Source organism: Pseudomonas sp. MIS38, assembly GCF_019891575.1.
Classification (GTDB): domain Bacteria; phylum Pseudomonadota; class Gammaproteobacteria; order Pseudomonadales; family Pseudomonadaceae; genus Aquipseudomonas; species Aquipseudomonas putida_A.
Genome location: NZ_JAFLXF010000014.1, coordinates 37,853 through 61,469, shown reverse-complemented (window position 1 = coordinate 61,469; position 23,617 = coordinate 37,853). Strand labels below are relative to the sequence as shown.

At 61.8% G+C, this 23,617-nt stretch carries 16 protein-coding genes and 1 pseudogene; 12 read left to right on the top strand and 5 right to left on the bottom strand.

Annotated elements, in window-relative coordinates:
• Window positions 1-98 precede the first annotated feature (98 nt).
• From J1G18_RS16980 to J1G18_RS16960, 6 genes and pseudogenes are all read left to right on the top strand, one after another.
• Window positions 99-2,285, top strand: coding sequence for a DUF1631 domain-containing protein (locus J1G18_RS16980; RefSeq protein ID WP_223008113.1), 2,187 nt, complete (start codon window positions 99-101; stop codon window positions 2,283-2,285).
• 64 nt (window positions 2,286-2,349) lie between these two features.
• Entirely contained in the window at window positions 2,350-2,910 is a 561-nt protein-coding gene (gene ampD, locus J1G18_RS16975) for a 1,6-anhydro-N-acetylmuramyl-L-alanine amidase AmpD (protein WP_003221563.1), read from the top strand.
• Window positions 2,907-3,746 (top strand): regulatory signaling modulator protein AmpE, encoded by an 840-nt coding sequence (ampE, locus tag J1G18_RS16970; RefSeq protein WP_139055471.1) that lies wholly within the window; start codon window positions 2,907-2,909, stop codon window positions 3,744-3,746. Before ampD ends, ampE begins: the two co-directional genes overlap by 4 nt.
• A gap of 298 nt (window positions 3,747-4,044) precedes the next feature.
• Window positions 4,045-5,136, top strand: a pseudogene (locus J1G18_RS28450) (methyl-accepting chemotaxis protein); the annotation flags it as partial.
• Complete coding sequence (locus J1G18_RS28445; RefSeq protein ID WP_410477713.1) at window positions 5,113-6,042, top strand: methyl-accepting chemotaxis protein; 930 nt, start codon at window positions 5,113-5,115, stop codon at window positions 6,040-6,042. The pseudogene J1G18_RS28450 and the gene J1G18_RS28445, both read left to right, overlap by 24 nt.
• Before the next feature lie 274 nt (window positions 6,043-6,316).
• The gene (locus J1G18_RS16960; RefSeq protein WP_135294939.1) at window positions 6,317-6,706 is read left to right on the top strand and encodes a hypothetical protein; all 390 of its coding nucleotides are present in this window, start codon (window positions 6,317-6,319) and stop codon (window positions 6,704-6,706) included.
• On the opposite strand, the gene J1G18_RS16955 is transcribed toward J1G18_RS16960, so the two are convergent.
• Both J1G18_RS16955 and cra read right to left on the bottom strand, forming a co-directional pair.
• Window positions 6,707-7,483 carry a TatD family hydrolase gene (locus J1G18_RS16955; RefSeq protein WP_097090477.1) on the bottom strand — a complete coding sequence of 259 codons (777 nt, stop codon included), beginning with the start codon at window positions 7,481-7,483 and terminating at the stop codon, window positions 6,707-6,709.
• A gap of 3 nt (window positions 7,484-7,486) precedes the next feature.
• A complete protein-coding gene (gene cra, locus J1G18_RS16950; RefSeq protein WP_027610792.1) occupies window positions 7,487-8,482 on the bottom strand; it encodes a catabolite repressor/activator in 996 nt (331 codons plus the stop codon).
• Between the two features lie 306 nt (window positions 8,483-8,788).
• On the opposite strand from cra, the gene ptsP reads away from it, so the two are divergent.
• The 4 genes from ptsP (at window position 8,789) to J1G18_RS16930 (ending at window position 16,050) form a co-directional block, all read left to right on the top strand.
• Entirely contained in the window at window positions 8,789-11,650 is a 2,862-nt protein-coding gene (ptsP, locus tag J1G18_RS16945) for a phosphoenolpyruvate--protein phosphotransferase (RefSeq protein WP_135294940.1), read from the top strand.
• On the top strand, window positions 11,650-12,591 hold the full coding sequence (gene pfkB / locus J1G18_RS16940; RefSeq protein WP_027610794.1) for a 1-phosphofructokinase: 942 nt from the start codon (window positions 11,650-11,652) through the stop codon (window positions 12,589-12,591). Before ptsP ends, pfkB begins: the two co-directional genes overlap by 1 nt.
• Before the next feature lie 11 nt (window positions 12,592-12,602).
• Window positions 12,603-14,336, top strand: coding sequence for a PTS fructose-like transporter subunit IIB (locus J1G18_RS16935; protein WP_223008111.1), 1,734 nt, complete (start codon window positions 12,603-12,605; stop codon window positions 14,334-14,336).
• 172 nt (window positions 14,337-14,508) lie between these two features.
• Entirely contained in the window at window positions 14,509-16,050 is a 1,542-nt protein-coding gene (locus tag J1G18_RS16930; protein WP_223008110.1) for an alkaline phosphatase D family protein, read from the top strand.
• 16 nt (window positions 16,051-16,066) lie between these two features.
• Here the strand turns inward: J1G18_RS16930 and J1G18_RS16925 are convergent, their stop codons facing one another.
• The 3 genes from J1G18_RS16925 to J1G18_RS16915 all read right to left on the bottom strand — a co-directional run bounded on the left by J1G18_RS16925 (window position 16,067) and on the right by J1G18_RS16915 (window position 21,920).
• The gene (locus tag J1G18_RS16925; RefSeq protein WP_003221578.1) at window positions 16,067-16,468 is read right to left on the bottom strand and encodes an endonuclease domain-containing protein; all 402 of its coding nucleotides are present in this window, start codon (window positions 16,466-16,468) and stop codon (window positions 16,067-16,069) included.
• 365 nt (window positions 16,469-16,833) lie between these two features.
• Complete coding sequence (locus tag J1G18_RS16920; RefSeq protein ID WP_223008109.1) at window positions 16,834-19,362, bottom strand: PepSY domain-containing protein; 2,529 nt, start codon at window positions 19,360-19,362, stop codon at window positions 16,834-16,836.
• 236 nt (window positions 19,363-19,598) lie between these two features.
• Entirely contained in the window at window positions 19,599-21,920 is a 2,322-nt protein-coding gene (locus tag J1G18_RS16915; RefSeq protein ID WP_096795326.1) for a TonB-dependent receptor, read from the bottom strand.
• A 207-nt stretch (window positions 21,921-22,127) separates the two neighbouring features.
• On the opposite strand from J1G18_RS16915, the gene J1G18_RS16910 reads away from it, so the two are divergent.
• Window positions 22,128-22,808, top strand: coding sequence for a Fe2+-dependent dioxygenase (locus tag J1G18_RS16910; protein WP_027610799.1), 681 nt, complete (start codon window positions 22,128-22,130; stop codon window positions 22,806-22,808).
• The gene (locus J1G18_RS16905) at window positions 22,805-23,563 is read left to right on the top strand and encodes a tetratricopeptide repeat protein (protein ID WP_223008108.1); all 759 of its coding nucleotides are present in this window, start codon (window positions 22,805-22,807) and stop codon (window positions 23,561-23,563) included. The genes J1G18_RS16910 and J1G18_RS16905 overlap by 4 nt, the downstream gene beginning before the upstream one ends.
• Window positions 23,564-23,617: the final 54 nt, after the last annotated feature.

Here is a 23,617-nt window from a genome sequence, read left to right as displayed (position 1 = left end):
AGTTTTGGCGAACGACACACCGCTTTCGCGAGCAAGCCCGCTCCCACAGGGAATTGCGCGGTAAATGCCCAGTGGAATCACCGTTTCAGGAGGCTTGGATGCACAACGACGGGAATGTAGTGCCTTTGCACAAGGCCGCTACCGATCAGGCGAATCATTCGCCGCTCGCCCGCCTGCCTGTGATTCTGCTTCAGGTCCGCGACAAGGCCGCCCAGCAACTGCGCCACGGTTTGCAGGAGTTGTTCGATAATGCCGACGACACCCTGTTCGAAATGGCCGACCGAGCGCGCAACGATGTCGAGCAGAACATCTTTTTCGAAGCCATGCGCGACCTGCGCCTCAAGCGCAAAAACATCGAACGGGGGTTTCTCGAGCAATTCTTCGAAGCCTTTGTCGCGCTGATTCAATACGAAGTCGTGCAACCCACATTGTCCGGCACGCTGATATTCGAGGATTCGGCACCGCGTACCGATGACATGGAACGCAGCGTGGCGGTCGAGACCATGGTCGGGCGGGTGCTCAAGCGTGATGGCTTTGCCCTCGATCAACTGACCGCACGCCTCAACGTGTTGCTGGGCAAGGATTTCGATAACCAACACAACCCGCTCGGCCCGGCGATGCTCTGCGAGTTCTTTCTGCAGGCCGGACGTAACCTGGGCGTGGAGATCAAGGTCAAGCTGATCCTGCTCAAACTGTTCGAACGCTACGTGCTGGCCGATACCGAGCAGTTGTATGCCGAAGCCAATCAATTGCTGGTCGCCACCGGCGTGTTGCCTGAGTTGAAACCGGCCCCCGCACGCCGCGCAATCGAGCGTGCGGCAGCAAGCATCAGCAGCGAAGAGAGTGACGAACCCGCGCCCGCCGACGAAGGCGTGCAGGAAGTCTTCGCCGCGTTGCAGGAACTGCTGCTGCACGTGCGCGGCAGCGTCGCGCCGACCCTGGAGCCGAGTGCGGCGGCGCAACCGATCAGCACCCGCGATCTACTGCGCCTGCTTTCACACTTGCAGCAATACGTCCCGGCACTGGCGGCGCAGGACGATTTCGATCTGCGCAATCAGCTTGAGCAGCTGCTGACGCGGGTCAGCGTGAGGAGCGGCAAATCACGCATTGTCGACGGCGCGGATGAAGACGTGATCAACCTGATCGCCATGGTCTTCGATTGCATCCTCGAAGACCGTAACCTGCCGGATTCGCTCAAGGCGTTGATCGCGCGTTTGCAGATTCCGATGCTCAAGGTGGCAGTACTCGACAAGAGTTTCTTCAGCCGCAGCAGCCACCCGGCGCGGCGCCTGCTCAACGAAATCGCCGATGCCGCCATGGGCTGGGGCGATTGCAATGGCGAGGCGCGTGACAGCCTGTATCTGCGCATTGAACAAGTGGTGCAGCGCCTGTTGAGTGATTTCGTCGACGACCCGGCAATTTTCTCCGAGTTGCTCGCCGATTTCCTGGCCTTCACCAGTGATGAACGGCGGCGCAGTGAATTGCTCGAACAGCGTTTGCGCGATGCCGAAGAAGGGCGGGCAAAAACCGAACTGGCTCGGCAACGGGTCGAGCATGTGCTGAATCAGGCGTTGCTGGGTAAAGTCCTGCCGCCGTCGGTGGTGACCTTTGTGCGTGATGCGTGGAGCAAAGTGCTGCTACTGACCTGCCTCAAACATGGCGACCACTGCGCTGAGTGGCAGGCCGATGTGCAGACCATGGAGCAATTGATCTGGAGCGTACAGCGTCACGACGAGGTGGACGCCGATCTGCAGTTGCTGGCGCTGGTGCCAGGCTTGCTCAAATCATTGCGTGATGGCCTGAGCAGTTCGGCGTTTGATCCGTTCGCCACCAGCGAATTTTTCAGCGAGCTGGAAGCGCTGCATGTGCGGGTGCTTGAACCGCTCACCGAGCAGCCGCCGGCCGATGCGCCGGCGTTGGTGGAGGTGTCGCAGCACATCACCCTGCGTAGCGCCGACGAGGGCGCGATCGGCGTGAATGCCAGCGGCCTGGCGCATGACGACCCGGGGCTGCGTCAGTTGGAGCAACTGCGCCTGGGCAGTTGGGTGGCGTTCCAGGAAGACGACGAGCACAGCCTGCGCTGCAAACTGGCAGCGATCATCGAAGCCACCGGCAAATACGTGTTTGTCGACCGCACCGGGATGAAGGTGCTGGAGCGCAGCCGCGTCGAGCTGGCCCTTGAGTTTCGCCGTGGCGCGGTGCGAGCACTGGATGACACCTTGCTGTTCGATCGGGCGCTGGAGTCGGTGCTCGGGAATCTGCGGCGACTCAATCGCGGCAAGTGATCGCGCGCCGGGGCCCGATCACGGCATACTGGGCGCCAACACAGTCGGCGTTGAAGGAATCGGTATGCAGTTGGATCCCGCTAGCGGGTGGTGTCACGGGGTACAGGTCTGCCCATCGCCCAACTTCAATGAACGCCCTGCGGGCGAAATCTCCCTGTTGGTGATCCACAACATCAGCCTGCCGCCGGCGCAGTTTGCCACCGGCAAGGTGCAGGAATTTTTCCAGAATCGTCTGGATGTCACCGAGCATCCCTATTTTGCAGGGATTGCCGACCTGCGCGTCTCGGCGCATTTTCTGATCGAACGTGACGGCAGCGTCACCCAGTTTGTCTCCTGTCTTGAGCGGGCGTGGCATGCGGGCGTGTCGATGTTCGAAGGCCGGGAAACCTGTAACGATTTTTCCGTGGGCATCGAGCTCGAAGGCACTGATGATCTGCCCTTTACCGATGCGCAGTATCAGGCGCTGATCACGTTGACGCGTCAGCTGCAAACAGCATTTCCGGCTATCACCGGCGCCCGTATCTGCGGGCACAGCGACATCGCACCCGGGCGCAAGACCGATCCTGGCCCGGCATTCGACTGGGCGCGTTACCGCGCAGCCCTGGCACAAGAGGAAGGACAATGAGTTTTCTGGTGTTACTGCTGGCGGTCTGGATCGAGAAATTCTCGGCCCTGCGCCATCGGGTTCAACGCGATGGCGGATGGATCCGCGAACTGCACAAACTCGAAACCAGCGCGCGCCTGGCCCAGCGACCATGGCTGGTGCTGACGATTCTGGTGTTGCTGCCGGTGGCGCTGCTTGCCTTGTTGCTGGTGGTACTGGAACCCGTCGCTTACGGCTTGCTGGCGCTGCCGGTGCATTTGCTGGTGGTGATTTATGCGCTGGGGCGCGGTGATCTGCTCGGCGGTCTCGGGCCGTTTCGTGACGCCTGGCGTCGCGAAGACCTGCAAGCGGCCGCGCATGTGGCCAAGCGTGATCTGGATATCTGCGCCGACAGTGGTGAGCAATTGCTGGATCGGGTCCAAGGGCACCTGTTGTGGCAGGCCTATCAAAGTTTCTTCGCGGTGATCTTCTGGTACTTCGTGCTCGGTCCGGTCGCGGCGCTGGCTTATCGCTTGCTCGCATTGGCGGAAGAACACAGCCAGAACCCGGCGCTCGCCGAACGTGCCGGACAGTTACGTCACGCCTTTGACTGGTTGCCAGTGCGCTTGCTCGCCGCCAGTCTGGCTCTGGTCGGCAATTTCGTCGCGGTCAGCCGGGTGATGTTGCACGAACTGCTGAACTGGAACATCAGCGCCGCACACCTGATCAACAAGGTCGGGCTGGCAGCGGGTGAGATCCCGCCGCCGGTGGTCGGGCCTGAAGGCATCAACACCCTCGATTGCCTGTGGGAACTGCTGCTGCGCGCGGCGGTGCTGTGGTATGCCGGGTTTGCCTTGTGGACAGTGTTGATTCACTGATACTCGCCCGTGAAATTCATTGTGGTGAGGGGGTTTATCCCCGATGGGGCGCGCAGCGGCCCCAATATCTTAATGGGGCTGCTGCGCAGCCCATCGGGGATAAATCCCCTCGCCACAGGTCAGTGACCGGCGCAGCGTAGTCGTTAACCTTAAGTTACAAAACCTCTCCCCGATTTGAGCTATACAGAGACAGCGCCCGATAGTGGCTATCTGCTGTCGCCCCGCGCCTGCCAATAAAAACAAGAAAAACCAAGGGAGACTTCCAGTGAAGAGCTTGCTCTATCCCGCCGTCTCGCTGATGAACCGTCTGAGCTTCGGCATGAAGTTCAGCTTGATCAGCGTGCTGTTCCTGGTGCCGATGCTGGTGACCAATTTTTATCTGGTGCGCGATTCCTATCGCGAATTCCAGGGCACCCGGGTCGAATTGCAGAGCCTCGATCTGTTGGGCAGCAGCCTGAGCCTGCGCCGGGATCTGGAAACGCTGAACAATCTGGTGCAGATCAACGTCACCCTCGGCCAGTCCGGCAAAGCCGACAACCTCGAAGCGCAGATCAGCAGCCTGGAGCAATCCGTGCTGGCGCGCCTGCAAGGTTTGCAGGCGATGACCGACGATCCCGAGCAGATCAAACTGTTCGACGGCAAACGCGATGAAATGATCAGCGCGTTCAAGGCCCAACAGGCGGAAAACTCTCTGCAAAGCAAAAGCGCGATGATCGGCAAACTGCTCGGCAATGCGCAGATCTTCAGCCAGATCGTCACCAGTCAGGCCGGTCTGAGCCGCGACAACCAGAGCGACATCCGCCAGCTAAGCGAGCTGCTCACCACTATCACTCCGGCCGTGACCCAGACTCTCGGCGAAGGTCGGGCCATCGGTTCGTATTCGTTGGGGCAGGGCTTTCTCAACAGTTCGTCGAGTAGCCGTTTCGACGAGTTGCTGGCGCAGATCGAAAAGCTCCAGGCTGAATACGCGTTGAAACTGCAGGACGCCCTCGACTCCAGCCAGGCCGCGCGCGCCAGTCTCAGCGCGCCGGCCGACAGCAGCAAGGCTTCGCTCAAACAGGCCAGCGAACTGTTTGAGGCGAAAGTCGTGGTGGCCGAGACCCTCGATACCCCGTGGCAGGCGTTCTACGATCAGGTCACCGGGCTAATGGCGCAGACCTACCAGCTCAATGACGCGACCCTGAAATTCCTCGATACCCAACTGCAGCAGCGCCTGGCGCAAAACCGCACGCACATGGTGTTGCAGGCGGTGGCGCTGGCGGTGGTGTTCGTGCTGATTTTCTATCTCTACGGCGGGTTCTACGCCTCGACCCGCACCACGCTCAAGCGCCTGGGCGCGATGATGGACAAGGTCGCGGCCGGTGACATGACGGTCAATTTCAAGGCCAACAGCCGCGATGAACTCGGCGAGCTGGGTGAGGTGTTCAACGGCACCGTGAGGAAAATCCACGACCTGATCGAACGAGTCGGGCAGACCGTGGCTGAGGTCGAGCGCCAGGCCGGGCAGGTGGAAACTGTCTCGGCGCAAAGCAATCAGGCGGTGGCCGGGCAGCGCACGCAGATCGAGCAAGTGGCGACCGCGATGAACCAGATGTCGGCGACCTCGCTGGAAGTTGCACGCAGCGCAGCGGCAGCGGTGAGCAGCGCGCACAGCGTCAACGATGAAACCGTCAGCGGTCGCACACTGGTGGAGTCGCAGCAGGGCAGCATTGCTGCGTTGGCCAGTGAGATCGATCAATCGGTGCTGGTGATCAACCAGTTGGCCAGCGACAGCCAGTCGATCAGCCGCGTGCTGGAAGTGATCAAGAGCATTGCCGAGCAGACCAACTTGCTGGCGCTCAACGCCGCCATCGAAGCCGCCCGGGCCGGAGAGCAGGGCCGGGGATTTGCGGTGGTGGCGGACGAAGTGCGTACGTTGGCCAAGCGCACCCAGCAATCGACCGAAGAAATCGAGCAGATGATCAGCAAGCTGCATGGCGGCGTGGGCGCTGCGGTGAAGGCCATGGGCGTTAGCCATCAGATGGCCAACGGCACGGTCGGGCAGTCGGAAAAGGTCCAGCAGGCGCTGGAAAACATCCTCGGCGCGGTAGGCATGATCGTTGATCAGAACCAGCAGATCGCCGCCGCCGTGGAGCAACAGACTGCCGTGGCCCATGACATCGACCAGAACATCGTCGAGATCAACCGTGCTGGCGAGCGCACGGCCCAGGGGGCGCACCAGACGGAGGACGCCAGCCGGGCACTGTCAGCGCAGGTGGTGGAACTGAAACAGCTGATCAGCGCGTTCCGCGTCTAAGTCCTGACGCAGCGGAAGATCCTGTAGCGAGGGGATTCATCCCCGATGGGACGCATAGCGTCCTCCCAAGCCTGTAAGGGATCAGGGACCGCTGCGCAGTCCATCGGGGATGAATCCCCTCACCACAGGGCTGGAGCAGGGCAGATGTCAGAACATTTTGTAATGCTTTGATGCTTACGCTTGTAAGCCAATTCCTGTTTTCTTCCGGCGGCTGGCTTTTCGTCATTATTGAGCCAGTATCCCTGATCAGTTAGTTGCGCTGAGGAGGCCGCGAATGTCCGTTGTAACCCTGGGAGTTCAGGGCCGTTGTGCTCATTGCCAGACCACGCAGGTGCTCAAACCCTGGCAACTCAATGCCATCGCAATCAATGAACCGTTTACCTGCAATCACTGCCAGAAAACCCTGGAGTTGCGCTGTCCGGTGCAGATCAAACGCTTCAAATCTCTCGACTCTCTCGGATTGCTGCGCTTCAGCGCGTCAGTCACGGTGTGCACCGCGCTGCTGGTGGCGTTGGTCATGGAATGGATCGGGCTGCTCAACGTGACGGAACAGTTGAATGCATCACTGATCGTGCTTTTCGTGTACTTCGCGCTGCTGCGTTTTGTTCATCATCGCCAGCACATGACCCTGATCCTCGAGGCGGCCAAGGCCCACGGCGACTGATTACCAACCGAATACTTCGCAGCTGTTGGCGGTGCTGGCGGCGGCCAGTCGTTCTGCACTGACATTCATCAACTCGGCGAGCGCCGCACAGATCGCCGGCAAATGCGCCGGTGTATTGCGTACTCCGGGAAACATCGCCGGCGCCATGTCCGGAGAGTCGGTCTCCAGCACGATCGAATCCAGCGGCAGATCCGCCAGCACCCGATGCATGCGCAACGCCTGCGGCCAGGTTGGCGCGCCGCCCAGACCCAGTTTGAAACCGAGCTTGATGTATTCGCGTGCTTCTTCGCGGCTGCCGGCGAACGCGTGGATGATGCCCGCGCGCTTGAGCTTAAAGCGCTTGAGCGTGGCGATCACCGCGGCGTGGCTGCGGCGCACGTGGATCAGCGCCGGCAGTTCGAAATCTGCCGCCAGTTGCAGCTGCGCGTCGAACAGCGCCTGCTGGCGTTCGCGGTCGAGGGTTTCGATGAAGTAATCCAGGCCGATCTCGCCCACCGCACACAGTTGCCGATGGCCGCGTAGCCGCGTCAGCCAGTCGCCGAGTGCGCGTAGATCTTCGGGTTGATGCTGATCGAGGTACACCGGATGCAGGCCGAATGCCGCGTACAGGTCGGCATCGCTCTGCACCAGCTCCCACACCCGTTGCCAATTGCCCTGATAAACCCCCAGCACCACCATCCGCCGCACCCCGAGGGCGCGGCTTTCGGCGAGCAAGGCCGAGCGATCGGCGTCGAAGTCGGGGAAGTCGAGGTGGGTGTGGCTGTCGATCAGCTCCACGGTTCAGTCCCGATGAATACGCTGCTTGAAGGTACGGGCGATGGCCTGCACGCCAGGCTTGTATTGCGATTGCTCGACGGCGGCCAGCGCCAGTTCCAGCGCCTTGTCGGCGATCAACTGGTGCTGCTGGGCCATGGCGTTGACCGGCAGCGGCAGAAAGTCGAGCAATTGCGTGTCACCGAAGGTGCCCAGACGCAGCGGGCGGGATTTGAGCGGGAAGTCATGCAGCGCATCGAACACGCCCTGCAACAGCACGTAGGACGTGGTCACCAGCGCATCCGGCAAATGCCCCAGGCGTTGCAGGAGTTCTTCCATCAGTTGCTTGCCGCATTCACGGCTGAAGGACTCGGCGTGCTCGATCAGCACTTCGCCTTTGAACTCGACCAGCGCCTGCTTGAAGCCCGCCGCACGTTCCTGACTGATGCTCAGCTCCGGACGCGCGCCGAGCAGCACGATCTGTTTCGGCTGCGGATCGAGCAGGCTCTGGGTCAGGTGCAGGCTGGCTTCGCGGTCATCACTGATCACCGAGCAGAAGTGCTCGGGTTCCATGACCCGGTCGATGGCGATGATCGGCAAGCCCTTGGCCTGCAGTTGGCGATAGCTGTCGTCACCGGCCGGCAGGCAACTGGCGACGATCAGCGCATCGCAACGGCGCGCCTTGAACAGTTGCAGCAACTGGCGCTCGCTGTCCGGCGCATCGTCGGAGCTGGCAATCAGCAACTGATAGCCACGCGCCCGCGCGCCTTGCTCCAGCAGTTTGGCGATCCGCGCGTAACTGGGGTTTTCCAGGTCCGGCAGAATAAAACCCAACGTGCGGGTGTGCCGACTGCGCAACCCGGCCGCTTGCGGGTTGGGGGTGAAGCCGTGCTGTTCGACGACCGCACGCACCCGCTCGACCGTGGCGTTGCTGATGCGTTGCTGTTCGGCCTTGCCGTTGATGACGTAGCTGGCGGTGGTCACGGACACTCCGGCCAACCGCGCGATATCACTGAGTTTCAACCCGGGATTTCCTTGTTTTTTCGAGCTTGCCGCCACATTTTCGCCAATCCTACCCGATTCGGGCAGACGACTATTGTCGCAGCGCATCCGACAAGTTGGACTTCAAGGATGAGACATTATCGAGTAACGTGCCGATCAATCTAGATTAAACGTTTCAGCAAGCGTATTTTCTACGTTTTAGACGCATTTGGCCGGTTCTGCCGTGAAACCGCCAAAACTGCCGCTGAAAAGCAGGCTGACCAGCGCCTAAGCTGTGACCATTCAAAACAATATCCTGGCGCATCCATGTGCCAAAAAGGAGATCGCATGCTCGAGCTCACTATAGAGCAGATATCCATGGGCCAATCGGCTGTGGATAAACCCGCCGCCCTGCAATTGCTTGCCCATCATCTGGTGGCCGATGGCCTGGTCGCCGATGGCTACCTCGCTGGATTGCAGGCCCGGGAAGCCCAGGGCTCGACCTTTCTCGGCCAGGGTATCGCCATCCCCCACGGCACCCCGGAGACCCGCGATCAGGTGTTCGCCACCGGCGTGCGGCTGATGCAGTTTCCCGAGGGCGTGGATTGGGGCGACGGCCAGATCGTTTATCTGGCGATCGGCATCGCCGCCAAATCCGACGAACACCTGCGTCTGCTGCAGTTGCTGACCCGCGCCCTGGGCGAGACCGATCTGGGTCAGGCCCTGCGTCGCGCCAGTTCTCCCGAGGCGCTGCTGAAATTGCTGCAAGGCGCGCCACAGGAACTGGCGCTGGATGCGCAGATGATCGGCCTCGGCGTGTCGGCTGACGATTTCGAAGAACTGGTCTGGCGTGGCGCGCGTCTGTTGCGTCAGGCTGATTGTGTGAGCAACGGTTTTGCCGGTGTGTTGCAACAAGTCGAAGCGCTGCCACTGGGCGATGGCCTGTGGTGGCTGCACAGCGAGCAGACCGTGAAACGTCCGGGCCTGGCCTTCGTCACCCCGGACAAACCGATGCGCTACCTCGGGCAGCCGCTCAGCGGTCTGTTCTGTCTGGCCAGTCTGGGTGAGGCGCATCAGGCGCTGCTTGAACGTCTGTGCGCGCTCCTCATCGAAGGGCGCGGCCATGAATTGGGCCGCGCCACCAGCAGTCGTAAAGTCCTCGAAGTGCTCGGCGGCGAACTGCCCGCCGATTGGCCGAGCGCACGTATTGCCCTGGCCAACGCCCACGGTTTGCATGCACGCCCTGCGAAGATCCTTGCGCAACTGGCGAAGAGTTTCGACGGTGAAATCCGCGTGCGCATCGTCGACAGCGCGGACAGTGCCGTGTCGGTAAAAAGCCTGAGCAAACTGCTGAGCCTCGGCGCCCGCCGTGGTCAGGTGCTCGAGTTGATCGCTGAACCGAGCATCGCCGCCGACGCCTTGCCCGCATTGCTGGCCGCTATCGAAGAAGGCCTTGGCGAAGAAGTCGAACCGCTGCCGGCCGTGAGTCAGCAACGCGAAGTCATTGCCGATATCGCCGAAGTGCTGATCGCCCCGGCATCCGGCGCGCAGTTGCAGGCGATCCCGGCGGCACCGGGTATCGCCATTGGGCCTGCGCACATTCAGGTGCAGCAGGCGATCGATTACCCGTTGCGCGGCGAGTCCGCCGCCATTGAACGCGAGCGCCTCAAGCAAGCGCTGAGCGATGTGCGCAGTGACATCCAGGGCCTGATCGAACGCAGCAAGGCCAAGGCGATTCGCGAGATTTTCATCACCCACCAGGAAATGCTCGACGACCCGGAACTGACCGACGAAGTCGACACCCGTCTCAAGCAAGGCGAGAGCGCCGAAGCGGCATGGATGGCGGTGATCGAAGCTGCGGCCAAACAACAGGAGTCGCTGCAGGACGCGTTGCTCGCTGAGCGGGCGGCGGACCTGCGTGACATCGGGCGCCGGGTGCTGGCGCAACTTTGCGGTGTGCAGACGCCGAACGAGCCGGAGCAGCCATACATTCTGGTGATGGACGAAGTCGGCCCATCCGACGTGGCGCGGCTCGATCCGGCCCGAGTTGCAGGGATTCTCACCGCGCGCGGCGGCGCCACCGCGCACAGTGCAATCGTCGCCCGTGCTCTCGGGATTCCTGCGCTGGTCGGAGCTGGCGCTGCGGTGTTGCTGCTGGAACCGGGCACGCCGTTGCTGCTCGACGGCCAGCGCGGTCGCCTGCACGTCGACGCCGATGCCGCGACCCTGCAACGTGCCGCCGAAGAACGCGACACCCGCGAGCAGCGCCTCAAGGCTGCCGCCGAACAACGTCATCAACCGGCGCACACCACTGACGGTCACGCCGTGGAAGTGTTCGCCAACATCGGTGAAAGCGCCGGAGTTACCGCTGCGGTCGAGCAGGGCGCCGAAGGTATTGGTCTGCTGCGCACCGAACTGATTTTCATGGCTCACCCGCAAGCGCCAGACGAAGCCACTCAAGAGGCCGAATACCGTCGCGTTCTCGACGGCCTCGCCGGGCGGCCGCTGGTGGTGCGCACCCTTGATGTCGGCGGTGACAAACCGCTGCCGTATTGGCCGATCGCCAAGGAGGAAAACCCGTTCCTCGGCGTGCGCGGCATTCGCCTGACCTTGCAGCGTCCGCAGGTCATGGAAGCGCAGTTGCGCGCCTTGCTGCGTTCGGCGGACAACCGTCCGCTGCGGATCATGTTCCCGATGGTCGGCAGTGTTGAAGAGTGGCGTCAGGCCCGCGACATGACCGAGCGTCTGCGCCTGGAAATCCCGGTCGCGGACTTGCAACTGGGGATCATGATCGAAGTACCGTCCGCTGCATTGCTGGCGCCGGTATTGGCCAAGGAAGTCGACTTCTTCAGCGTCGGTACCAACGACCTGACGCAATACACCCTGGCCATCGACCGTGGTCATCCGACGCTTTCGGCCCAGGCTGACGGCCTGCACCCGGCGGTGCTGCAACTGATCGACATCACCGTGCGCGCCGCGCATACCCATGGCAAATGGGTCGGCGTGTGCGGCGAGCTGGCGGCAGATCCGCTGGCGGTGCCGGTGCTGGTCGGCCTCGGTGTCGATGAGCTGAGCGTGTCCGGGCGCAGCATCGCCGAGGTCAAGGCGCGCATCCGCGAACTCAGCCTGACCCAGGCGCAAACCCTTGCTCAACAAGCCCTCACCGTGGGCAGCGCGAACGAAGTGCGTGCATTAGTGGAGGCCCTGTAATGGCCAAGATTCTCACCCTGACCCTCAACCCGGCGCTGGACCTCACGGTTGAGCTGCCACGCCTGGAGGCCGGTCAGGTCAACCGCAGCGACGAGATGCACACCCACGCCGCCGGCAAAGGCGTGAACGTCGCCCAGGTACTCGCAGACCTCGGGCATCAACTGACGGTCAGCGGCTTTCTCGGCGAAGACAATCTGCAAGCCTTCGAAACCCTGTTCGCCAAGCGCGGCTTTGTCGATGCGTTCATTCGCGTGCCGGGGGAGACGCGCAGCAACATCAAGGTCGCCGAGCACGACGGGCGCATCACCGACATCAACGGCCCGGGGCCGGTGGTCGACGCGACGGCGCAGCAGGCGTTGCTTGAGCGTCTGCTGCAGATCGCTCCGGGGCATGACGCGGTGGTGGTCGCCGGCAGTCTGCCGCGCGGCGTCAGCGCGCAGTGGTTGCGCGAGTTGATCGAACGCCTGAACGGTCTCGGCCTGAAAGTCGCCCTCGACAGCAGTGGCGAGGCTTTGCGCGCGGCCATTGAAGGGCGTCCGTGGCTGATCAAGCCGAATACTGAAGAACTCGCCGATGCGCTCGATTGCGATGTGGTTTCGCACGCGGCCGAAGCGCAGGCAGCGGCGTGCCTGCACGCCAAGGGCATCGAGCACGTGGTGATCTCCCACGGTGCCGACGGTGTGAACTGGTTCAGCGTCGGCTCGGCGCTGCATGCCACGCCGCCGAAGGTGACTGTTGCCAGCACGGTAGGGGCCGGCGATTCGCTGCTGGCCGGCATGCTCCACGGATTGCTCAGTGCCGATACGCCCGAGCAGACCCTGCGCACGGCCACGGCGATTGCCGCGATGGCGGTGACGCAGATCGGTTTCGGCATCAACGATGCGGCGCAACTGGCGCAGCTCGAACAGGGCGTACGCGTGCGTCCCCTGACAGAACAATAAGAGGGTTTGTCATGAAATTAGCCATTGTCACGGCCTGCCCGAACGGCATGGTCACCAGTGTGCTGTGCGCCCGTCTGCTGGACGCGGCGGCCCAGCGTCAGGGCTGGAGCACCAGCGTTGAAGTGGTCGATGCGGCGCACCCGGAGCGCGAATTGTCGGCTGCCACCATTGAAGCGGCGGAGTGGGTGTTGCTGGTTGCCACCGGTGACGTCGACATGCGCCGTTTCGTCGGCAAGCGCGTGTTCCGCATCGCCCCGGCGCAAGCGCTGCAGGATGTCGAAGCGGTGCTGCGCCGTGGTGCGCAAGAGGCCGAAGTTTACCTCGCCAGCGAAGCCGTCCCGGTTGCCGCTGCGCAACGTGCCCCGCGCATCGTCGCCATCACCGCGTGCCCGACGGGTGTTGCCCACACCTTCATGGCGGCCGAGGCGTTGCAGCAGACGGCCAAGCGTCTGGGCTATGAACTGCACGTCGAAACCCAAGGCTCGGTCGGCGCGAAAACCCCGCTCAGCGCAACGGCGATTGCCGAGGCTGACGTGGTGTTGCTGGCGGCCGACATCGAAGTCGCCACCGAGCGTTTTGCCGGCAAGAAAATCTACCGCTGCGGCACCGGGATTGCCTTGAAGCAATCCGAAGCGACCCTGAAAAAAGCCCTCGCCGAAGCTCAGGTGGAGAGCGCCGCGAGTGACGGCAACGCGCCGGCCAAGCAAGAGAAAACCGGGGTCTACAAACACCTGCTGACGGGCGTGTCGTTCATGCTGCCGATGGTGGTGGCCGGTGGTCTGATGATCGCCTTGTCGTTCGTCTTCGGCATCACCGCGTTCAAGGAAGAAGGCACGCTGGCGGCGGCGCTGATGCAGATTGGCGGCGAAACCGCGTTCAAGCTGATGGTGCCGCTGCTCGCCGGTTACATCGCCTACTCGATCGCCGACCGCCCAGGCCTGGCGCCGGGGATGATTGGTGGCTTGCTCGCCAGCACCTTGGGCGCAGGATTCATCGGCGGGATCGTCGCCGGTTTCATCGCCGGTTATGCGGCCAAGGCCATCAGTCGCTATGTCGCCTTGCCGCAGAGTCTTGAAGCGCTGAAACCGATTCTGATCATTCCGTTGTTCGCCAGCCTGTTCACCGGGCTGGTGATGATCTACGTGGTCGGTAAACCGGTTGCCGGGATGCTCGCGGCGCTGACGCATTTTCTCGACAGCATGGGCACCACCAACGCGATCCTGCTCGGTGTATTGCTCGGCGGCATGATGTGCGTCGACCTCGGCGGGCCGATCAACAAAGCCGCGTATGCTTTCTCGGTGGGGCTGCTGGCTTCGCAGAGTTATGCACCGATGGCCGCGACCATGGCCGCCGGCATGGTGCCGCCAATCGGGCTGGGCATTGCCACGTTCATCGCCCGCCGCAAGTTCGCCCAGACCGAGCGCGAGGCCGGTAAAGCGGCGCTGGTGCTGGGGCTGTGTTTCATCTCCGAAGGGGCGATTCCGTTTGCCGCGAAAGACCCGCTGCGAGTGATTCCGGCGAGCATCGCCGGTGGTGCATTGACCGGCGCGTTGTCGATGTACTTCGGCTGCAAACTGATGGCACCGCACGGTGGCTTGTTTGTGCTGGCGATCCCTAATGCGATCAATCATGCGTTGCTGTATCTGCTGGCGATTGTCGCGGGGAGTCTGTTGACGGCCGTTGTCTATGCGACGGTCAAGCGTCCGGAAGCCGCGGAACTGGCGGTCGAACCCGTCAACGTCTGACACTGCAACACCCCTGTGGGAGCGGGCTTGCTCGCGAAGGCGTCGTGTCAGTCGATATTTCTTTAACTGACACGCCGCCTTCGCGAGCAAGCCCGCTCCCACAGGGGGATGTGTTGTCATGCCGGATTCATCATCGCGTGCTTAAGTTTTCCTTTTTTCAGGGAGAACACGCATGAGCGATTTCAACATCGGGCGTCGGCGGGTCATGCAGGTGGTCGGTGCCGGGCTGCTGATGCCGGGGCTGGCGCCGGCGGTGATCGCGTCGGTCAAGGATCGGCCGCAACTCACCGACGGCGTGCAGTCCGGCGACTTGCAAGGCGACCGCGCGATGATCTGGAGCCGCAGCGATCGCCCGGCTCGGATGGTGGTCGAGTGGGACACCCGTAGCCAGTTTCGCCACCCGCGCCGTGTAGTCTCGCCACTGGCCGATGCGCGCACCGACTTCACCGCCCGCGTCGAACTCACCGGGCTGCCCCCTGATCAGGCGATTTTCTACCGGGTGTATTTCAAGGACGCACAATCCGGCGTCGCCAGCGAGCCGTGGCTCGGCCATTTGCGCAGCGCTCCGAAGGCGCGGCGCAATATCCGTTTCGTCTGGAGTGGCGACACCGTCGGCCAGGGCTTCGGCATCAACCCGGACATCGGCGGCATGCGCATCTACGAATCCATGCGCCTGCGCCTGCCGGACTTCTTTATCCACAGCGGCGACACCATCTACGCCGACGGCCCGGTGCCGGCACAACTGACCACCGAAGGTGGACGTATCTGGCGCAACCTCACCACCGAGGCCAAGAGCAAAGTCGCGCAGACCCTTGACGACTATCGCGGCAACTACCGCTACAACCTGATGGACGAAAACATCCGTCGCTTCAACGCCGAAGTGCCGCAGATCTGGCAGTGGGACGACCACGAAGTGGTCAACAACTGGTCGCCGGGCAAGCAGCTCGACGAGCGTTATCAGGAAAAAGATATCCACACCCTGGTCGGCCGCGCGCGCAAGGCCTGGCTGGAATATTCGCCGATGCGTTTGCAGGCGGCAGACGGCGGCGGACGGATTTATCGCAAGCTCAGCTACGGGCCGATGCTCGATGTGTTCGTGCTCGACATGCGCAGTTATCGCGGGGCCAACGACGACAACCTCGGCGCGGCGAAACCGTTTTTGGGGCGCGAGCAACTGGACTGGCTCAAGCGTGGTTTGAAGCACTCCAAGGCGCAGTGGAAGGTGATCGCCGCCGACATGCCGATCGGCCTCGGTGTGCCCGACGGTGAAGTCAGCCCGGGTGTGGCGCGCTGGGAGGCGGTGGCCAACGGTGATCCCGGCCAGGCTCAGGGACGAGAGCTGGAAGTCGCCGAGTTGCTCGGTTTTCTGCGCGCGCAGCAGGTGCGCAATTTCGTGTTTCTCACGGCGGACGTGCATTACTGCGCGGCGCATCACTACCATCCGGACCGTGCGGCGTTTCAGGATTTTGAACCGTTCTGGGAATTTGTCGCCGGGCCGCTGAATGCCGGGAGTTTCGGTCCTAATCCGCTGGACAAGACCTTCGGCCCGGAAGTGGTGTTCCAGAAGGCCCCGCCCACGCAGAACGCTTCGCCGTTTGCCGGGTTTCAGTTCTTTGGTGAGGTGAACATCGAAGGGCAGAGCGGGGAGATGAGTGTGGTGTTGCGGGATTTGAATGGGGTAGCGGTTTTCGAGCAGAAATTGCAGCCAGTTTGAAGATCAAAAACAACCCTCACCCCGGCCCTCCCGAAATGTCGGACCGCTTGGAGGGTGAGGGTGTTTTTCGATTCGCGGCAATTCTTGTGATTTGCTCCAGTACATCATCCATCTGCTGCATTACTTCGAGATTACTGAATCGCACAACTTCAATGCCCTGACGTTCCAGGAAAAGCGTCCGACGTTGATCGTGGATCAAGCCCGCTATTTCATAGTGTTGACCCCCATCCAGCTCAATCGCCAGTTTCAGCTCTACGCAGTAAAAATCCAGGACATAGGGCGGACATGGAAACTGCCTGCGGAATTTCAGATTGGCGACTTGGCGTGAACGAAGTTTTTGCCAGAGTAATTGTTCGCAATCGGTTTGGCTGCTGCGTAACTGGCGGGCGAACTGAGCGAGAGTGAGGCGATTTTGCATGCTTCACGATCCTTGTGAAGTGGCTGGAAATCTCACTGTAGACGAGGACCCTCACCCCAGCCCTCTCCCGGAGGGAGAGGGAGCCTACGGAGTTGTATCGAGTTGTACATCGACCTGAAAGACCGAGTCGATTATGGATTCGGTGAATCACCTTCATAGCGGCGTAATTCGGCATCCCCAATCAGCCCCCTCTTTTTCGGGGAGAGGGAGCCTACGGAGTTGTATCGAGTTGTACATCGACCTGAAAGACCGAGTCGATTATGGATTCGGTACATCACCTTCAGGTCGGCGTATTTATCCGGCATCCCCCAATCAGTCCCCTCTCCCTCCGGGAGAGGGTTAGGGTGAGGGGCTCTTTGGCTGAGTCAGTACACGTCGCGGCGATAGCGGCCCTGTTCGATCAGACGTTCGACTTCGGTGGTACCGAGGATGTCGTTGAGTGCCTGATCGACGCCGGCGGCCATGCCCTGCAGGCTGCCGCAGATGTAGATCACCGCACCGTCAGCCAGCCATTTCTTCAGTTCGTCAGCGGATTCGCGCAGGCGATCCTGCACGTAAATCTTTTGCGCCTGATCCCGCGAAAACGCCAGGTCCAGCCGCGCCAGATCACCATTGATCAACCACTCTTCCAGCTCCGCCCGGCAGAGGAAATCGTGCTCGCGATTGCGCTCGCCGAACAGCAGCCAGTGACGCTGCTGACCGTCGGCGATGCGTGCTTTGAGCAGGCTGCGCAACCCGGCGAGGCCGGTGCCGTTGCCCAGCAGAATCATCGGCAGCGGTTCATTCGGCAGATGGAACCCGCTGTTGCGCCGCACGCGCAGGCTGATGGCGCCGCCTACCGGGGCGTGTTCGGTCAGCCAGCCGGAAGCGATGCCCAGGCTGCCATCGGCGTGTTGTTCCTGACGCACGATCAGTTCCAGCACGCCGTCGGCGGCAATCGAGGCGATCGAGTATTCGCGCATGGCCAGCGGCACCATCGCATCCACCAGCGCTTGTGCATGCAGGCCGACCAGATGCGCGCGATGCTCGGGCAACTGGCGGCTGGCGAGGGCGATTTCCAGTGGCTCTTCGAGGCCGTTGATCTTCACCGTGGTTTCGCCACGAATGCCGAGGCCGTCGAGGAAGTGTTCGATCGCCCACGCACAGTTACGCGGCAACACTTCCACCAGATCGCCGGCCAGCCAACTGCTGGTGCTCGGCGCCTTCAGGCCCAGCAGGTACACCGGCGCGCCGCTGCTGTCGGGGTTCATCAGTTCGCGGCTTACCAGCGTCCAGTTGTCGTAGCTCGGCGCTTGCCAGTTGTCGACCGGTGCTTGTCCGGTCAGCTGTCCGAGCTGGGTTTGCCAATGACGCAGGGCGTAGGGGTCGCCGCTGTCGACTTCGACCGGGGCGAACAGGGTCTTGCCGCCGTGCTCGCCCAGCCACTGATGCAGGCGTCGGGCGAAACCGCAGAAATTCTGGTACTGGCGGTCGCCGAGGCCCAGCACCGCATAGTTCAGGCCGTCGAAGCTTGCAGCGTTGCTCAGCACTTTGCGCTCGAAACCGCGGGCGCTGTCCGGTGCTTCGCCGTCGCCGAAGGTGCTGACCACGAACAGCGCGTTATTCGATTCACGCAGATCCTGCGCGCTGACGTTCGCCAGCGGCTGCACCTTCACCGGCAACCCGGCGGCTTGCAATTGCCCGGCGGTCTGCCACGCCAGTTGCTCGGCAAAACCGCTCTGGCTGGCGAAACCCACCAGCCATGCCGGTGCATCAGCGGCCGGTGCCTGAAGACCTTTGCGCGTGTCCTGAATCTGCTTTTTCTTGCGTCGGCGATCCAGATACAGCAGCCAGCCAGTGATGAAAAACAACGGCATGCACACGGCGGCGAGGGTGACGATGATCCGTCCGACGAGGCCGAAATAGCTGCCGACGTGCAGCGCGTAAATGCTGGTCAACAGCTGCGCCTTGAAGCTCTTGTCAGCGTAGCGGTCGACACGTTTGACCACGCCGGTGGCCGGGTCGAGGGTGATCTGGTTCAGCGCGCGATCATGCGGCGAGCTGTCGAGCAGGTAGAACACGGTCGCCGGTTGCCCGGCCACTGGCGGCATGCGGATGTTGTAGGCGGACAGGCCCGGGCCGGCAGCGCTGTAGATGCTGCTCCACATCGCCGCATAGTCGGCGGTCGGTGCCGGGCCTTCCGGCGCCGGCCCGCGACCACCGCGCACGCGCTCGTTTTGCGGCGCATCGGAAAGCAGTCTGGTCAGGCCCTTGTTGTACCACTCGTACGACCAGGACAACCCGGTCAACGCCAGCAGCAGATACACCAGCAGGTACCAGGTGCCGGCCACCGAGTGCAGATCCCAGTTGAAGCTGCGGCCCTTTTTCTTCCAGTCGAGGGTCAGCCACACGCGCCAGCTGTTCCACTGGCGTGGCCAGCGCAGATACAGCCCGGAGAGGCAGAAGAACAGCAGGATCAGGGTGCAGGCGCCGGTGATGTTGCGCCCGGTGTCGCCCATAGCGAGAAAGCGGTGCAGTTGCAGCATCAGGCCGAAGAAGTCCTGACCCACGGCGTCGCCCATGAACTCGCCGGTGTACGGGTCGAAGTAGCGCATCTCGCCACGGCGTTCGCCTTTGGGCGGGGTGAAGTAGACGCGCGCGGCGTTGCCGCTGTCGGTCTCGACCCAGAGCATCCCGACTTTCTTGCCGGAGTTCGCTTCGATGTGTTCCACCAGTTCGACTGGAGGCAGGACGCCAGCGACCTGTTTTTCCACCTGCAACACCGACGGGTTCAGCGCCCGCAGGATTTCGTCCTGGAACGAATAGGCGGCACCGGTAATGCCCATCAGGGCCAGCACCAGCCCGGCAGTGATGCCGAAAAACCAGTGCAACTGGAACAGGGTTTTCTTCAACACGTTGCTCGCCTTGTCCGTTCGATAATTGTCATCACGGCGCGCATTATGCCGTGGGTTGTCGAGAGCTTCTTTGATTACGCACAAAGGCCCCGTTCAATCTAATGAACGGGGCCGGATCTGCTGATTGCATTAACTGTGGGAGGGGGCTTGCTCCCGAATGCGTCGTGTCAGTCGATATCTATTTCACTGACACATCGCCTTCGCGAGCAAGCCCGCTCCCACATTTAAAGCATCCATCAGAAGTGGAAGTTGGTGCTCAACAGCGCCGTACGGCCCGCCGCCTGGTTGGCGAAGTGGGTCGAGAAGGCTTTGTCGTAGTAGGTTTCATTGGTCAGGTTCTGCACGTTGAGTTGCAGGTCGACGTTCTTGCTCAGCTTGTAGGCGGCCATCGCGTCGTAACGTACATAGGAATCGACCATCGTGGTGTTGGCCACGCTGCCGTAGACGTCGTCGACGTAGAACGCGCCGCCACCGAGGGTCAGCTTCGGTGTGACCTGATAAGTGGTCCACAGGCTGGCGCTGTTTTTCGGCGTGTTGGGCAACTCGTTACCGTTGTTGATTTTGTTGGCCGGCAGGTCACCGCCGTCCACCTGTTCGCTGTCCATGTAGGCGTAGCCGGCGAACACTTGCCACTTGTCAGTGATCTTGCCGCTGGCCGACAGCTCGATACCTTGCACGCGGGTCTTGCCGGCGTTCTCGTAGGAGGTGGTGTCGACTTGTACGCGAGCGTTTTCTTTCTCGGTGCGGAAGATGTCAGCGGTCAGCGACAGGCGATCGTTCAACAGATCCCACTTGGTGCCGATTTCGTAGTTCTTGGTGGTTTCCGGCTCCATGTCGCTCTTGAGCAGGTTGCCGTTGCGATCCGGGGTGCCGCCCAGCGGGTTGCCTTCCTGGCCTTCACCGAGGGTGTTGCCCGGTGGCGTCGCGGAGGTCGCGTAGGAGGCGTAGATGCTGCCGTTCGGCGCCGGTTTGTAGACCACGCCGAACTGACCGGTGACGAACTCGCTGGTGTCATCACCCTTGGAGGTGGTGGTGCCGGCGTTGTTGTAGGTCTTGTAGTCGGTGTCGAAGTGGTCGTAACGCAGGCCCATGTTCACCAGCCACTGCTCGGACAACTCCAGGGTGTCGAACGCATACAGCGCGTAAGTGTTGGCCTTGGTGTCGGTGCCGGCGTAGTTGCGCGAGATCGCGCCGTTCCACGGATCGTTCGGGTTCGGGTTCGACAGCGAGGTGCAGTTGTAGCCGCTCGATGCACCAATCATCGACGGGGTGCAATTGGTGGTCGCAGCGCTGGTGCGCGGCGTGGTGTCAGTGTTGACGTTGTACGAGGACTTCTGGCCTTCCTCGCGGGTGTATTCGACACCGGTGGAGAAGCTGTTCTTGAAACCGGCGACGTAGAAATTGCCGAACAGATCAGTCTGGTTGGTGGTGGTCTCGGTGTTGCTGACCCGCGTGTTGGCACGGCGCCAGACGCTGCCATTGTTGACGTTGCCCTTGCTGTCGTCCGGCTGGGTGAGGATGTAATCCTGCATGCTGGTGCCGTGGCGCAGGGTGTTCTTGATGGTCAGCGAGTCGCTCAGGTCATGCTCGATGGCGAAGGTCGCGGTGTCGGTGCGGCCCTTGCGGAAGTCGCGATCCAGACCGTAGAAGTTGCTGTGATCACCACCGGCGTACGGCTTGTCCGGGTTGGACTTGGTGCGTGCCGCCGAACCACCGGCCGGAATGGTGTAGGGAATGCCCGAGTCCGGGGTGTCGTTGCTTTCCAGATGGTAGTAGTCGAGGTTGACGCGGGTGTCGGTACCCAGGCCAAACGCCAGGGACGGCGCGATACCCCAGCGATCGTAGTCGACCTTGTCGCGACCGGCGACATTGCTCTCGTGGCTCATCAGGTTCAGGCGGCCGGCAGCGGTGTCGCTGAACTGGTAGTTGCCGTCCAGGGTGTAACGCTGGGTCTGGTCGGAACCCCAGGTGAAACCACCATCAAACGAATTGCCCAGGTGCGCTTTCTTGCTCACCAGATTGATGCTGCCGCCGGCTGCGCCACGACCGCCGATGGCGGAGTTCGGGCCTTTGCTGACTTCAATGTTTTCCACGGCGAAGATTTCGCGACTCTGCGAACCGGTGTCGCGCACGCCGTCGAGGTAGGTGTCGCCCTGGGCGTCGAAACCACGAATGAACGGACGATCGCCCTGCGGGTTGCCGCCTTCACCGGCACCGAAGGTGATGCCCGGCACGGTGCGCAGCGCGTCCTGCATGTTCAGGGCGCCGGTGTCTTTCAGGACTTGTTGCGGAATGACGGTGACCGAGCGCGGCGTGTCGACCAGCGGCGCGGTGTACTTGGGCGAGGAGGCTTTTTCGACCTGGTAGGACGTCGAGTCCTGCGCTTCGCCGGTGATGGCGGTAGCGTCCAGAGCGATGGCATTGCCGGAAGCTTTGCTGTCGGTCTTTTCCGCGGCGAAGACCATGTGCCCAGCAGAGCCGGCGGTGATGGCGACACCAATGGCCGAAGCAAGCAAACGTGGTGAACTGACCGGCAATTGAACCTGTTGACGTGACATTTTTATTCCCCTCCCCAAGGATTTGAGGTCGCGGAATATAGGGTAAACAGGTATTCGTATCAATTGCGAAACATTGTTATTCGCGACGAATTTACATTCTTTACAATTTAACCTTACGGTTTTTGCCGATTCATCCGTCGTGCGGGTTTTACACGGCCAATAAGAATCAATACCATTGGCACCCCTTTACCATCAGGTACGATCGCCATGCTGCTGCACATCCCCGGCCTGTTCGCCAAAGCAGAAGTGCAGCGCATCCGCGAGGCGCTGGAGCAGGCGGATTGGGCCGATGGCAAGATCACCGCCGGCTATCAGTCGGCCAAGGCCAAGCACAATCTGCAACTGCCGGAAGGCCATCCACTGGCCAAAGAAATCGGCGCAGCGATGCTCGAACGGTTGTGGAAAAATCCGCTGTTCATGTCGGCCGCGCTGCCGCACAAAGTATTCCCGCCGTTACTCAACTGCTACACGGCGGGCGGTAGTTTCGACTTTCACATCGACAACGCCGTGCGTCAGCCCAAAGGCAGCATCGAGCGGGTGCGCACCGATCTGTCGGCCACACTGTTTTTCAGCGAACCCGAGGATTACGACGGTGGCGAGCTGGAGATTCAGGACACCTTCGGCACGCAACGGGTGAAACTGCCCGCCGGCGACATGGTGCTCTATCCCGGAACCAGCCTGCACAAGGTCAACGCGGTCACGCGGGGTGCGCGTTATGCGTCGTTCTTCTGGACGCAAAGTCTGGTGCGCGAAGACAGTCAGCGCGCGTTGTTGTTCGAGATGGACGGGGCGATTCAGCAACTGACTCAAGACATGCCCGATCATCCTTCGCTGATCCGCCTCACCGGTACGTATCACAACCTGCTGCGGCGCTGGGTCGAGGTATGAGTTTCCTGCTGCGTCGCGAGGAAATCCTCAGCGGCGAACAACTTAGTGCCATGCTCGGCGAAAGTCCGGCCCGTGCCGCACAAGCGATTTTGCTCGCGGCGGGTGAGGGCGAAGTTGAAGCGCAGGCGTTGCTTGGACAGATTCTTCTGGATGGACAGGGCATCGCGCAGGATCAGCCGCTGGCGCTGCGCTGGTTCGGCATCGCGGCCGGGCGCGGGCATTTGATGGCGCGCAACATGCTCGGGCGTTGTCATGAGCATGGCTGGGGGTGTTCGGCAGATGCGGCGATTGCCGCACAGCACTATCGGATCGCGGCGCAAGCCGGACTGGATTGGGCGATGTACAACCTCGCCAATCTGCTCGCCACCGGGCGGGGCGTGGCGGTGGATCATCAACAGGCGTTGGCGCTGTATCGGCGCGCGGCTGAATTGGGCCATGCGAAATCGATGAATCTGCTGGGGCGCTATCTGGAAGAAGGGCAGGTGTGCCCGGCGGATCCTTTGGCAGCGCGCGATTGGTATCGACGTTCGGCCGAGGCTGGGGATTTTCGTGGGCAGTTCAGTTTTGCTGCAGTTTTGGCGGGCGAGGGGCGGATTGATGAGGCGGTCGATTGGCTAGAGAAAGCCTTGCTCGGCGGCAATCTGAATTTCCTGCGAGTAGCGAGTCAGGCACTGTTCAGTGCGACAGATCCCGGAATCCGGGGGATGGCATCCAGATATCAGCTTCGCGCCGATGAGTTAAGCCGCACTGCATAACCCTGTGGGGGCGGGCTTGCTCGCGAAGGCGTTGCGTCAGTCATCATCATCCGC